At 52.9% G+C, this 14,527-nt stretch carries 10 protein-coding genes and 1 riboswitch; of the genes, 2 read left to right on the top strand and 8 right to left on the bottom strand.

The genetic code is table 11. From position 1 onward, the window contains the following. Positions 1-92: 92 nt before the first annotated feature. The 8 genes from DW896_RS09370 to DW896_RS09335 all read right to left on the bottom strand — a co-directional run bounded on the left by DW896_RS09370 (position 93) and on the right by DW896_RS09335 (position 11,268). A complete protein-coding gene (locus tag DW896_RS09370; protein ID WP_004293569.1) occupies positions 93-2,675 on the bottom strand; it encodes a hypothetical protein in 2,583 nt (860 codons plus the stop codon). Continuing rightward, complete coding sequence (locus tag DW896_RS09365; RefSeq protein WP_004293571.1) at positions 2,672-3,238, bottom strand: hypothetical protein; 567 nt, start codon at positions 3,236-3,238, stop codon at positions 2,672-2,674. The genes DW896_RS09370 and DW896_RS09365 overlap by 4 nt, the downstream gene beginning before the upstream one ends. After that, positions 3,228-4,121, bottom strand: coding sequence for a hypothetical protein (locus tag DW896_RS09360; RefSeq protein ID WP_004293574.1), 894 nt, complete (start codon positions 4,119-4,121; stop codon positions 3,228-3,230). Before DW896_RS09360 ends, DW896_RS09365 begins: the two co-directional genes overlap by 11 nt. Further along, positions 4,118-5,050 (bottom strand): hypothetical protein, encoded by a 933-nt coding sequence (locus tag DW896_RS09355; protein ID WP_004293575.1) that lies wholly within the window; start codon positions 5,048-5,050, stop codon positions 4,118-4,120. Before DW896_RS09355 ends, DW896_RS09360 begins: the two co-directional genes overlap by 4 nt. Continuing rightward, entirely contained in the window at positions 5,043-5,720 is a 678-nt protein-coding gene (locus tag DW896_RS09350) for a hypothetical protein (protein ID WP_004293576.1), read from the bottom strand. Before DW896_RS09350 ends, DW896_RS09355 begins: the two co-directional genes overlap by 8 nt. Before the next feature lie 110 nt (positions 5,721-5,830). Next, a complete protein-coding gene (locus DW896_RS09345) occupies positions 5,831-6,154 on the bottom strand; it encodes a hypothetical protein (RefSeq protein ID WP_004293577.1) in 324 nt (107 codons plus the stop codon). A 5-nt stretch (positions 6,155-6,159) separates the two neighbouring features. After that, positions 6,160-6,447, bottom strand: coding sequence for a hypothetical protein (locus DW896_RS09340; RefSeq protein WP_004293578.1), 288 nt, complete (start codon positions 6,445-6,447; stop codon positions 6,160-6,162). Between the two features lie 51 nt (positions 6,448-6,498). Further along, positions 6,499-11,268 (bottom strand): hypothetical protein, encoded by a 4,770-nt coding sequence (locus DW896_RS09335; RefSeq protein ID WP_004293579.1) that lies wholly within the window; start codon positions 11,266-11,268, stop codon positions 6,499-6,501. Positions 11,269-11,359: 91 nt separating this feature from the next. Next, a riboswitch (cobalamin riboswitch) is annotated at positions 11,360-11,548 on the top strand. A gap of 156 nt (positions 11,549-11,704) precedes the next feature. Here DW896_RS09335 and DW896_RS09330 point away from each other — a divergent pair. After that, positions 11,705-12,664: a DUF4465 domain-containing protein gene (locus DW896_RS09330; RefSeq protein WP_004293580.1), complete on the top strand. Its 960-nt coding sequence runs from the start codon at positions 11,705-11,707 to the stop codon at positions 12,662-12,664. A gap of 53 nt (positions 12,665-12,717) precedes the next feature. After that, on the top strand, positions 12,718-14,526 hold the full coding sequence (locus DW896_RS09325; RefSeq protein ID WP_004293581.1) for a PKD-like domain-containing protein: 1,809 nt from the start codon (positions 12,718-12,720) through the stop codon (positions 14,524-14,526). Position 14,527: the final 1 nt, after the last annotated feature.

Raw genomic sequence — 14,527 nt, 5'->3', positions numbered from 1 at the left:
CTGTACGGTTTCACGGACGGGAACGTTCCTGCGCTCCGCAATCCTCCGGCGGCTTTCAATATCGCCGTTTACATTGAGTTTATGTTTCATGACTATACAAAATAGGTGAAGTTGAGTTCTACATTGACATTGTACATACCGCGCTCGTAAAGCTGTATCCTGCGCGAACCGCCGTAGATGGTGAACGAGGAGCCCCGGTTGTACTTGTGGTCATCGTTCCAGTCAGCGGCGCTGCAGCGCACGCTGTATCTCGGGGGCTGTATCTTGTTCGGGATGACGGCAACGATGCCGCCCCAGTTGCTGCCGTCCCTGCGTGCGGTATTGATATACCCCTGTATGGACACGATATTCCCGATCTGGCGGATAAACAGCCCCTGGGTATCTGTTCCCGAGCCGCTGTTCTCCATGTGCATCCATCCCGTATCCGCCAGCAGGGGCTGGTATTCTTCCGCATAGGCGGCTCCGATAGCGCGGCAGGCCTGCCGTTTCGCCTCCGCTGTCGGCAAGGACAGGTCGGAAAGTTTGCCGTCCTTGCGCAGGTAGTCCTTGACGATTTCGTCTTTGGACAGCACGTCCAACTTGTTCCGCAGGAGCTGCCGGGCTTCCATGGGGGATTTTCCTTGCCCGGTCAAAAAGTCGATGTAATCCTGGAACAGGTTTTCAAGCGCGGCGAAGCGGGCGTCCGCCCCGGCCTTGGTATACAGGTTCAGGTTGGTGGCGATGGTATCCTTTTCGGAAGCGTTGTAGCCGCCCATCAGCCGCTCCGCCTTTTTCTTGAGTTCCCTGACAACCTGCGAGGTCATCACGTATCCCTCGACCTGCGCGTGCGAAATGCCGCCTTCATCTATGTAGGCGAACGAACCGGTCTTGATTTCCAGCAGTTTGTCCCTGAGTTCGGGTGTGAAGACAATGCCCTCGTAAGCGGAGTCAGTCCCGAGCTTGCCGTCCATCATCCGGTCTATCTCGGCCGTGGAATAGACTTCGAGGTTCTTGCGTGCCTTGCCCTTGTCCGGAAGGTCGGACAGGTTCGAGGTCTTGGCCAGTTTCAGCTCCCCGGTACCTTTCTTTTCGGCATCGAGGGTATCCCTGACGGCCGCCTGCCGCTTTGCTTTCAGTTCGGCGGCTTCCTCTGCCGTCAGCCCGCTGATCTCGTCCGCCGTCAGGCGCACCAGCTCCTTCAATCCTTCGGAGATTTCCAGAAATACCTCCCCGGCTTCCGCTTTGGAATAGACATCGATATTCTTCCGGGCGGCAGCCTTGTCCATGACATCGGAAAGGTTCCCGTCGGCGGAGAGTTTCATTTTCAAAGCCGCCGCGACGGTTCCCGATGTGACATAACCTTCGCCGCCCTCCGTCAGTTCTCCGGTAGTGATAGCCGCCAGTTTCTTCCTGTATTCGGTCGTGAAGTCTTCGGTAGAGAGCTGTTTGCCTTCTACCACATCCACTTTCTTTCCCATCGCCTCCGTAAAGGCCCTGACGGTCACATAGGTGTCGGACACGGATTTTCCGTTGATTTTAAGCGTACCGAGCACATCCACCGCTCCCAAAGGGGCAAGCACGATGTCGCCCAGAGCGTTCCTCAGCGCAAAACGGAAACTGTCAGCGGTGTCGAAGCCGACGGTGGCGAGCAGCGCGGCGGCACTGTCGCGCCAGGTAATCAGGTTTGTCAGCCTGGCATTGTCTTTCGTATAGGCGGTATTCTGAATATCGATACCCCGTCCGGTGCTTTGCAGGGAGAGCAGTCCGCCGACCTGCAGGGTGGCGGTACGCCCGATGACTTTCAAAACAGGTGTGGTGCAGGCTTTTCCGTCATGCACGGCAAAGTCACGGTATTTTGTTCCGCCGCCCTCCGTGCCGTGGTAATTGATACGGATACAACCCTCATCCGTCACATCCGAGGTGTTATAGATGTCGTATCCCTTGATGCGGACAGCCCCGATCCGGGCGTTTTCATTCAGCGAAGTACCGCAGGATATGCCGTCTTCCGTAACCCTGGCCAGTTCCTTGCCTTGTTTCATGAAACTGAACGTGCCGTCCGTCCGGATGACAATCTCGTTGACAAGCAGACCGTGCAGGTAGGCACCGATGGCGGCATGGCCGTCCGCCTTGACGATGCCTTTGAGCATGTAGCCGTTCCCGCCGCTGACGGAGACGGCGGTCTTGGAGCTGATTTCTTTCTGCCCGGTGAACGTTCCGGCCAGCACCAGATCCTTCTTGACGGTCTGCCGGGCAAAAGGTGTATCGAGCAGGACAGCATAGCGGCCGAAGAACTTGTCGATGAACCGGGGTGCATAGCTCTCCGTCACCTCGATGGCCGCCGGCAGTTTGTCAGTAACCGGATCGACCGTATCCGGGACAGCCTTGGCTCCGGCACAGAGATAACAGGTACGCCCGCGCTTGTTGACCTCATTGGCGTAGACCACCGATTCATGCCGGTTGATTTCGTATATATAATAGGGATAGACAGCATCGGCGCAGCCGTCGAAACGGCGTACCTTTCCGCCGAGCCAGACATAACCCGGGGAGACGCGGGGACCCTCGATCTCGCATCCGGAGATGATGAAGTCCGAGCAGCCGTCAAAAACGGCACTCATGCTGAGAGCCAGTTCCTGCAAGTTCAGGATATCGTCCGAGTAGGTATACCGTCCGCCGGTTTCCGCAATATATTCTTTCATTGTCCTGTATTCTTATTGGGGGTGTATTCGTCTTCGTCGATCTTGATCAGGTAGGTCTTGCCTGCTGTCTTATAGGTGTTCACCACATAGGAAAGCATATAGACCAGTTCCCGCGGAGGTATGGTGACGGGCGGGACGCAGACCATGAAGCTGACCTTGTTGATCAGCTTCTCTTCCGCCAGCAGGTAGAACGGACGGGGGCGTTCCGCCTCATTGTCCGTTGTAACCTGTTCCCCGTTGTACCATACGGTGAAAGGACGCTGGTATTCCGCCCCTTCGTGGTACAGGTCCACACCGACACTCGTGCTGTCCTTGATGAAGATGCGGTCCTTGCCGTCCTTGATGTATTTACCGAACCGGTAGTTCAGGAACCACTCGAAATAGATGACCTGTGAGGTCATGCGCGCCTCGATATGCCGTTCCCGTGCAAACGTACGGAACCGTTCGTTCAGGCTTTGCAAGGGATAGAGGCAGCTCTGCACGAAGAGGATGAACCGCCGTCCCGACAGGTAGTGCGGCACGAGCCGGTTCACCGAACGGTCTATGGGCAGCTTATATCTCATGGTTTTCGACTTTGAGCGTGATGGCTTCCCGGAAGGTCGGCAGTTCCGACTCCTCGTCCTTGCGCGAGGACTCTTTCAGGTAGCCCGAGGCGGTGTATGTCATGCGGCCGACACGTTGCAGGGGCTGGATTTGCCCGTCCGTATCGTGGCAAGCAATAAACACGCCCTGCTCGGGGATTGCCGTCTCGTCGATATAGACGTCTGTAACGTGTTCGGCACGGCGTATGGCATCCGTCAGGCGGGAGACATAGACCGCAGCGTCGAAGTCGATGCCCATAATGTAGTCCCGGATACGGGTCTCGATGCTGTCGTACATCTCCGCCTCGGGAACGGCACCATCGTAGAAGACCGTAAGACGCGGCACCAGCACGTCGCCTTTGGTCGAGATGACCTCGATGCGTGTGCCGGCGAATTTCAGCTTGCCGATATAGGCATTGATGGGCACCAGCTCCTCGGCGGGAATAGCTTCCAGATGTCCTTTCGTGCCGGTAGCGATTTTCAGTACCAGCTTGCTGTCGAGGTTGCTGTCGTCCGTGCTCTCCACATAGGAGACCTGCGTAATGATGCGTTTGGTCTCATCGACCTGGGCATACCCGAAAGCCAGTCCGTCCTCGCGGACGGTCAGCTCGTCGCCCTGCTGGTATTGCAGCAGCGCATTGGCGTAGTAGTCCGGCGTGCCGTTGATCCGGTTGTTGATGGCTTCCGAGATATCCACCGCGAAGACATCAAGCAGCGTCTCGAAACTGTAGATGACAGCGGCTACGGTCCATAGGATACCGTTCATGACAGACAGCTTCGAGTCGCTGGCGAACTCCGTCAGTTCCAGCCGCCGGTTGCGTTCCTGCACGGCTTCATTGTATATCTCCTTAATCGTCCGGCTCATTCCACTGTATAGGTTATATCGTCGATAATGAATTTCCACGCGCCACCCTCATTCCAGGCCTCCTCGTGCAGGATGACCCATACGGCTTCCATGCCCGAGGCGATACGGTAGCGCCCCGTTTCGGTATCCCGGTCCGGCTCCCGATAGGTTCCCGTCGGGGCTGTAGGTAAAATGACCGTGCAATTCCGTCGGTCGCCGTAATGTTCCACAAGGGTTGTCAGGTAATGATCTATGACTGTCGGTTTCAGTCGGGCGGCGGAGAGGTCGAGTGTCATCAGTTCCCGGCATTCGGCAAGCGGTGCAAGATCGGCCAACGCGCAATTCGACAGGTTCAGGCTGTAGGTTCCGGAAAGCAGCCGCAGGCTCTCCAAGGAGAGTGTGGCGTGCGTGAGCGTCAGCTCCTCCACCGGCAGTGTCTGCACCAGTACCAACGACCGCGGTTTGAGCCCGCTCCAGTCGATACTCCGGAAGCAGGCATCGGTAAACCAACGGATACGACGCCTGTCCCTGACTTTGTTGTCGAAGGTATGGGTGAGCAGCTGCGGCGTGTCCGCGAGGAGGACGGTCTCGGTGTCGCTGTTGTCGCCCCAGTCGATTTCCAGCTGTCCCGCACCGGAAACGGCACACTGCACGGTGATGATCCCGGCAGCGAGCGTGAGGACGACAGCAAGCGGCAAGGTGAACGTTTTGGGATAGACATGCCGTTCACCGTTAGCGGGGACGATGCCGTGCAACCCGTTATAGGCGACTACATCGGCGCGGATAACGAAATCGTCCGTGTAGACAAGTTCCCGGCCGGCAGTCAATGTCGTGGCGAAGGAGAGATCGGGGTTGTTGATGAGCAAATCCACGACTCCCTCGATGCTGCCGTACAGGTACAGGGCCACATCGTAGATATTCTGTCCGGCTACGACCCTGTACTTACCCATCGTTCTCCTCCTTTTCCTCGGTTTCTAAAAGCAGCTCTCCCGTGGCAGAATCCATATAGGCATTCTTGATGACGACCTTGTCCGACAGGAATTCCGACTGCAGTTTGGCGGCAAGACCGTTGTTTTCCAGACTCGAATGCAGGTAGTCGACGAGGCCGACACCTGTCGTAGAATGTTGGTAGAGATTTCCGGCTGAAGCTTTCAGCAGAAACGTCTCGTTCTGGGCTTTGGCGGCTCCTATTTCGAAGTCGGTCTCTGAGCCGCTGTACACGGCAAGGTAACCGTCCCGTGACAGCAGGTTGTAGACTCCCTTCTCATTGAGGGAGAAAAATGCGGCCAGGGCGATATCGGCCGTGCCGGCTTCCGTCTCCGCCACGACGGGAAACCAATGTTTGCCCGTCGCAGGATTTCTCAGGTACTCCGTGCCGCCCGAACCGCTTTCCATAACCAGACGGACCGTCAGGCGGCGCATGTCGGGCGTATAGGGAATCCTGACATGGAACCCTTTGCCGTCGTTATACGTGTACACGAAGCCGACGGGGACGGTAATCTCTCCGTAGCGGAAGGTGTCGTTGTCCGCACCCGCGACGGCATCGAGCAGGCGGAAGTCGTAGAAACTCTTGCCGGCGATATTGCCGGAAGTCTCCACCTCACCGTATTCGGCGTCCATTGTTATGTCCTGTCTTGCCATGAACGATACTTCAACAAAAAGCCCGACCATACATCAGAGTACGACCGGGCACTCTTTTCAAAAGAGTAGCGGCAGAAAGAAAGGATGGTTTACTTCTCCTGAATGAAATCGTAGATGCGCGACACGGTAGCCCACATATCGTCCGGAAGCTCCTCGTCCGAGATGCGTTCGCAGGCTTTCCGGAGATACTCCATCTCGTCCCCCGAGAACTCCACGGCAAGCGGTTTCTCCTTCTCCACATCCCATTCGATGCGCTTGTCCTCGGCATTCTCGTGAAGACCGATGGCTTTGCGCTCCTCGTCCGGAATGGCGATCTTGCGCAGAATCTCTTTTTTGAGGTTGAAGTCCTTGAAGTTGCCCCGTGCCGGCAAAAAGGACGGCAGGTAAAGGCGGTCTTTGACTGACAGTTCCATATTATTTATGCATTTTGTACGTTACTCTTTTTTATTTCGTCGATCATGGTATCGAAATCATGAAACAGGGGTGCAAGCGGCTCTCCCATAGGAATGTTGCATGAAATAACGCCTTGTTCCATGTAGATGATACCTATCTGCGGAGCGTTCCCCGAGCCATCCGTATCCTTCTTGCGGATGGAGGCGTGGACGCGGGTCAGCGCGTCATTGACGATGGAATATTCCAACTGGTAGTCGGCATTCTCCGTGCTCTCTTCGGCAACCTTGGTTACCGTTACGTTGGTGATGTTCATAATTCGCTTCTGTTTTTATTAAGTGTAGGGATATTCCCAGCAGAAAAGTTTTTAATAAGAGTGATTTAATATCTGGTAATGGAACGAGGGGTAATTGGCGCACAATACCGTAATGGAGTCTCCCTTGGCTAACGTGTAACTGGCAAGATCCCCGTTGTGGTTACGGATATTGGTGAATACAAGGCTATTCCCCCAGTTGTAGTTGTAAATTAGGGTAAATATGCAGGCGAAGTCCGACGGCAGAGTCGAGTAACCGAACATGGTGGCCACGGACGATGCCGACGGCAGGGTCACGCTGTACTTCTGGTTGGCATAAACGAAAAAGATGTTGAACTGCGAGAAATCGATCGTGTAACCGCTGCCTGTGAAATAGACATTCTTGATCTTGTTGCCGATGCAGGCAGGGGCTATAACAGAGGCATTGGACCATATTCCGTAGTTACGGTTACCGTTTTTGACATCGATATAAAGCCCGTAGTTGTTATTAAAGATGCTGTTCACCTTGTTGTTCACAATACGTCCGGTGGCACATGATCCGCCGGCGGATGCCGGTATGGTGTTGCTGCCGAACAGGACATACGAAATGGTGTCCCCCACGCGGAACAGGTCGTCGTAGATGGCAAGGCCGCCGCCTGAGCCGGTTCCTGTCGCCGTCGAGCCGATGCGCCCCTGACCGATGACGAATCCCCCGATGGTGCCGGCATTGGCGTTGATGGTGCCCGTCATCGTGACATTTCCCGAGGCGTCCCATTTGATATTCTGGTTGGCCAGATAACCCGATCCGTCATTGGCAAAGGAGATTTTCCCGCACCCGAACGTGGCGGAACCGTCCGTGTTCAGCGCCCAATAGTTTACTCCGGTGGAAGGGTTGTCGTGGTAAATATATCCTGAAGCCCCCATAACGATGCGGTGCCCCGAGGCCGGAGCCGAAGCGGTCAGGGCGCTTGTTCCGAGAATCCAGCCGCCGATCTTGCCGCTCACGGCCGTGATACCGTTCCTGTCCAGCGTGACCTTTACGCTATTGTTCGCATCCTTGACGGAGATGCTGCCGTTATAGCTGCTCCCTCCGACAGTCAGGGCGGAATCCACGATAATCTGGTTGGCGCGTACGGTTCCCGTGTAAATGCCGTTGGCATCGATGGTGGTCGTGTATTTCTCCGTGGAGGTAAGGTCGAAGACCGTGGCATAGGCCACATACCAGATGACAGGCGTATCGGAAGTCCCCTGCGTGCCGTCCACGTAGAAGAAATGGGTGCTGGAAAAATCGGCGGTGCCGCACACGACCTTGTAGACGTATTCTTTCCAGTCGCCCGTGCCGGCGTTCGACGTAAGCCACCGGTGCGAACCTCCCGTGCCGACGCTGTTCGTCGCCCAACAGAGATTTCTGCCGGCGGGGATCTTGGCGATAATGCGGGCGACGAGCACCTTGCGGTAACCGCATTTCGCCCCGAAATAGAAGCCTCCGTTGCGGGGGCTGGCACTGCCGCTGGTCTGGATTTTCAGGACATACTTGCTGTCATTGGGTGCCGTGGCATCCTGCTGCCGGGTAACGGTCACCATACCGTTCTGGGAGTTGTTGTAAACCACGACACCGTTGTTTCCGTTCCAGAAAGTCGGGTCGCGGTAGAGCATCTTCCCGAACGCCATGGCCGAAGCGAGTTCCTGCGCCGTCGTGATGCCCGTAGTCCACTGGGCGGATACGGATGCGGCAAAGGTAACCGTGCCGGCGGCATTCCATGAGATATTACCCGAGGCTATGTGCCCAGACCCGTCGTTGTTCAGACTCCATTTCGTGGAGTTGGCGATAGATCCGTCGCTGCCCAGCGAGATGTTGTTTTTCCAGATATGGTTGTGGTCGAAGGCCCACCCCGCGATACGGTTGTATACCTCCTTGCTGCCGCTTTTGGTATAGTTCACCGAGAGGCAGAAGTATTCCAGATTGTCCCATGACATCATCTGAAGACCTATGAATCCGGTCTTGACACTGTTGCCGGATGCCGCCACCTGCCCGAGGACGATATGCCCTGCATTGCTGCTCTGATACCACGTAAGGCATATACCCAGCGGCTTGTAGGCTCCCGTGTACCAGTAACCGCTGCCCGTGGAGGCGGAACGGATTTGCAACGGGATGGCACCCACAGCTCCGACGTTCCCTATGGTCATGTTGTCACTGCCGATGGAGAAACCGCCGATCTTGCCCTTCGTGAACGTGCAGCTGAGACCGTTGATGTAATCGGTATTGATAATGGACGACTTGATACCCACGGCATCGAGTTTCGAGGCGCTGATGCTGCCCGCGGCGATACGGTCTGCCGAAAGTGTTCCCGTCTTGATACTGCCGGCATCGATCGCCACGGCGTTGACCTGCGCCGCGGTAAGGGTGCCCGTGTAAATCCCTGTCGAGCCGATATAGGTCAGCGGGTGCGCCGCAAGCGTGCTGTCCGTGCTTTGCGCCAGAGCAATGAACCGATGGCGGCGGATCTCCTCCTCGACGGCAGCCGTGAGGGTGCGCGGCGCGGGGGCATAGGCTTGTGTGGAACCGCTCTGGAAGATAAGGTCGTTGCCGTAAGCGATTTGCGGAGCTGCCGGAATCGGCGAAGGACTATAACTGCTGCTCTCTATCGGCTGGTCGGAGTAGAGGTGGTACACGGCACCCGTATCGCCGCCGCCACGCAGGAAGACGGCGAACATGCAGTAGTTGCCGCACAGCTGCGCCCCGGCGAACATCCGGCAGTAGGTCTCGGAAAGGTCATAGATATCCCATGAATAGGCAATGCCACCCCAACCGCCGAAGTTGGTTTTGATAAGTACGATCAGACCTCCTTTGTGCGTGGATGTGTTCCACGAGACCGGAGCCTGCTCGGCATATCCCCGACGGACGAGAATGGTACGTTTGATGTTCTGGTCGCCACCTTTGAAAACGACTGGATAATAGGTCGCTTCGTCGCCGTTGATGATGAGTTTCTTGTAATATCGATAGCCGAAGTTCGTAACCTTGGCCGCTTCGATGTCGTTCTTCCATTGCAGCGATACGGAAGCCCCGAACGTAACGTTCCCGGCAGTGTCCCATGCAATGTTGCCCGAGGCGATCTGCCCCGAACCGTCGTTGTTCAGTTTCCATTTCGTGGAGTTGATGATCGAGCCGTCGCTGCCCAGCGACACGTTGCCCTTGCGAATGGAAGTCGTGTCGATCGTCCAGCCGGCTATGCTGTTGCTCGAACCCAGCTGTGCCACGCAGTACCCTGCACTGTCCGTGGTATAGAGCCCGAAGTCCGTGTCGCTGTTGTAGTAGAGCTGCACCCGCTGCCCGCTAGCGACACCCGAATTGGCCCCGTACACCGCGATGCGTCTGTTGCCGCTGTCTATCGAGATATGCGTGGCAGTGAGGGCCGAAGCCCCGATCATCCAGCCGCCGATTTTTCCTTTGGTGAAGGTACAGCTCAGGCCGTTGATATAGTCCGTGTTGATGATGGAGGACCTGATGCTGGCGGCATCGAGCTTCGAGGCCGCTATACTGCCTGCCGCTATGCGGTCGGCGGAGATGGTTCCTGCGGTAATCTGCGAGGCGGTGATACTGCCGGTATAGATTCCGTCGGCCGTGATCTTCGTCAGCTTGGGATAGCCGCTGCCGCCCAAAGCCGTGGTGAGGGAGCCGATAGGTGCCGTCCACAAGGCACTGACCGTCGAGGCGAACGTGACGTTGCCCGAAGCGTCCCACGCGATGTTGCCGCCCGCGACCGCTCCGGCTCCCGAGGCATCCAGCCGCCATTTATAGCCCCGGATACCGTTCGAGCCGAGCGTAATGCTACCTGCGGCAGAGGTGCAGCTCCCCACAGTGTTGTTCTTCGTACCCCGGTAAAGGGAGTCGGCATCCACCGTCCAGCCGCCGATTTTCCCTTTTGTAACGTTCAAGGTCAGAGCTTCGATGTTTCCGGCGGTAATCAAGGAGGCTTTCAACGCCGCCGTGTCGATGCGTGCCGCAGCGATAATCCCCGATGTGATCTGGGAAGCACTGATGGAAATCGTCTTAATCGTATCGGCCGAGAGTGTTCCGGTAAAGACGCCGTCCTTGTCGATGTAGGTCGCACCGACCCAGTTCAGACTCACTCCGCTGCCGAACTCGACCTTGCCTGTCGTGGCGTTATACCTGACATACTGGTCGCCATAACCCAACTGGGCGTTACCGCCGTTATCTACATAGAAGGTTTTGTAGCCATCCCTAAATCCATAGATGCCGTTTACCGCCTCTGCGGCGATCGTTCCCGAGGAGGTCTTCGTATTGAGTGTAAACGAGCCTATGGCTATCCCGGAGACGGTGCCGTCGCTGTTTTTCGTGCCCGCAAAGAGTTTGGGGGTGATGACCGTGTTGCCGTTGATGAGCGTCTTACCCGTATTCCACTCCTTGACCCAGTCGAGCATGTCGGCATCGACCCCGTCCTTGCCCGGGATACCCGCCTTGGCTTTCGACCAGACGAACGACAGATGATAGACAATACCGGAAATTGTCACGGGAATATCTATTGTTCCGTGGTCGGCGAGGGTCGTCGTACCGGCGGTGATAACGTAGGTTAAGGTCTTCGTGCCGTTATTGACGGTAACGGATGAGAATCCCGCCGGCTTACCCACCGCACCGATGGTAAAGGCCGTGAGTTCCTCGTCCCCGCACATCACCCGTACGGTCGAGGTGAGAGTGACGGACGAGAGAATCTTCCCCGTGTCATCCGCGGGGAACACGTATTCACCCAAAGACTGGGTTATGGTATACCCGTCCTTCTGGACATAGATGGTCGCCTGTCCCCGGGCGATGAGAATCTTTGCCATGAAACCTTTTTCTGAAAGTATAGTGCGGAATGATTCCGGCAGGTTGCGGATTTTTTTTCGTGTAAATGATATTATTATAAAAAATATTTGTATTTTTGTAATTGGAAATGGTTCCGGGCGGTTCGCCGCCACGGATGAAAAGGGAATCCGGTGAGAATCCGGGACAGTACCCGCTGCTGTAAGTCCCCTCAAGGTTGCCGCAACCTGCCACTGGTGTAATGCTGGGAAGGCGCGACGACTGGGACGAGTCAGAAGACCTGCCATGACCGGAAAAGGATTTACACCCGCGGGAGAAAATCGGGTTGCGATCAGATACGGAATGCCGTAGGAGTCATTCTCATATTTGAAGACAAACATAATCCCGTTCGTGTAAACCTGCGCGAACGGGATTTTTTGTGTTTGTTAAAAATATGTTTTATTAAAAAACAAGTAAGCTATGAAAAGAAATTTACGCTTTCTGGCGGGAGCTTTCCTGTTGACGGCAACCGCCCTGTTCACCGGCTGTAATTCAGACGATGACTTTTTGATGAATCCTCAAACTGATTCAGTAACTCCCGAAACCCGAGCCAACTTTAATGATGATGGCACTACAACCATTACATTCGATGACTTCGATGAAACATTCATGGCGGTTTCGCCTAAAGCAGAGAACTACTACACGCTTTATGGATATACTGCAGAGAACCAAATCAGGGAAATATACGATCCCGATTTTGTGTTTGTCTCCGACATGAATACTGTAACCAATTCTTATGGAGCGTATACTGAATTTTCCAGTGGTGCCATTGCGTTGTCGAAATACAATTATCGTTCTGATTCTGCTGCCGGCAAGACTTCTGGAACTAATTGGTGGTATACTTGGGAGAATCAATGTAGTGTCTATAATACAGCATCCACAGATGGGGCCAATACAGGGGCAGGTCACAGCGGTTCCAATTTTGCTGTTGTATACGGCTACTCTGATTTCGGAAATACGGAGTGGATGGCCAAACCTGAATTCTATTTTGACTCCCCTCGCAAATTCAAGGGTTTATGGTATTGTAACACAGCATATACCTATGGTGTGATTATAAATGGTAATCAGTTCGGAACATCGGGTGTTGCAACACCGTTGAGTAATCTGAAAGATTCTGACGGCAACAATATAGGATATTTCCAAGTCAACATCGAATGTTATGACGTAGATGGAAATTTGATCACCACTGTATCGAAATTGTTGGCCGACTACCGATATGATAAACCAACAGTGTCCCCCGTAACTACATGGACATATTGGGATATTAATGTAGCGGATGTGCAAAGTGTAAAATTCAATTTTGAAGGATCTGATGTCGATCCTATATATGGACTCAATACTCCGGCGTATCTTTGTATAGACGACGTTACAATAGAATAACAATTTAATATAGTTTAGCATAGAACTGATTTCAGTTCTATGCCTTTTTTATTATGAAGGCTTTCATATTTAGTATTCTTGTACTTTTGTTTTTTATTACAAGCTGTAATAAGAACGATGTAATTACTGAAGAAATAAAACAAGCTCCTATAATTGAACTCGATAGTGAGACTGGCATTTACACTATCAAAGTTGGGCGTGAACTGACAATTGCCCCGACATATAAATATGCGAATAATGCACTTTATGCATGGACAGTAGATGGAAAACTTCTTTCATCTGAATCAATATTGAAGTATACATGGAATCAGGAACAACATCTATATATCAAATTGCGAGTTGATACACCAGAGGGTTATGCGGAAGAAGAGTTAAAAGTAGAAGTATTGGAGTTAACTCCACCTACAATTTCAATCATAATCCCCTCTAAAGGATTAAAAGTGCCTCAAAACACGGATTATATTTTATCTCCAGATATTCAACATGACGATCTTGAAAATTTTAGAATTGAATGGGTACGCGATGGAGAAATCGTCGGAACAGAAAAAGCATATACGTTTCACGAAAAAGAACTCGGTACATATTCGATAACAATCCGGGCATCCAATATAGACGGAGAAACAATCCGTGATTTCGACGTAGAAGTTGTGGAAACAATGCCTTATTCCGTACGGTTTCCGACACCATCCTATACACAAACTTCTACGGATCGTTATACTTTTGCAGGGCGTCCTGTATATTTGCGGCCTTTGCTGGAATATTTCGATTATCCACAGTATCAATGGCAGGTCAATGGAAAAATTATGGAAGCCGCTACCGACAGGGTTTTTAAATTCACGCCGACGACTCCTGGAGAATATTTCGTTGCTGTTACTGTTACAGAAAAAATGCCCAACACACAGCCACTTTCACGTAACATAACACGTAGTAATACTTCAATTACAACGACAGTTAAGGTTATTTGTGAAGAAAAAACGGAACAAGAACGCTATCGGCAAGCGACAGCGACAAGTTCAGGTATTTGGGATAAGGTTTATGAATTCATTCCTGCTCCCGGACAGTTTATTAATGAGTTATCCCAAAATACCGGATTTATAGGAAATGAAACGACGCCCCAACAAGCCATAGAGTATGCAACGAAACGATTGAACAAAAAAGCGCATGTTTCACTGGGATCTTTCGGTGGTTATATCATCATCGGTTTTGACCATAGTATTGCTCCGAGTGGCCGAGAATACGATTTTGCAATACAAGGAAATGCTTTTAACAGTTCGAGCGGTGGCTCAAATGAGCCGGGCATTGTTTGGGTAATGCAAGATATAAATGGCAATGGCCAGCCAGACGATGAATGGTATGAATTAAAAGGATCTGAAACCGGCATCGATGGTACAATACAAGACTACGAAGTAACTTACTATAGACCTGCACCCAGAGCACATACTCCGTGGGTAGATAGTGAAGGTAATTCAGGTTCTGTCGATATGAATGCATACCATGGCCAAGAATATTATTATCCCAATTGGATTAAAGAAGATAGCTATACATTATATGGGACGCGTCTGACTCCTCGCAACAATCAAGATCCCGTTACAGGATATTGGGCGAATAACGCTTATGAGTGGGGGTATGTGGATAATATGGGTTCAGATAATCTGGTAGGAGGAAATGTCATTGATGGTAGCGGTCAGCGCAACGGATTCAAAATAGCCAATGCAATATATCATGACGGGACTCCAGTAAAATTGCAATATATAGACTTTATCAAAGTTCAGTGTGGAGTATTATCGAAAAGTGGTTGGCTTGGAGAGATATCCACAGAAGTATTTTCATTTGAAGACTTATCAATAACTAATAATCAATAAT

It is taken from the genome of Bacteroides sp. AM41-16, assembly GCF_003603495.1.
GTDB classification, from domain to species: domain Bacteria; phylum Bacteroidota; class Bacteroidia; order Bacteroidales; family Bacteroidaceae; genus Bacteroides; species Bacteroides uniformis.
Note: the sequence above shows the minus strand (reverse complement) of the source record. Positions and strands in the feature narration are given on the sequence as shown.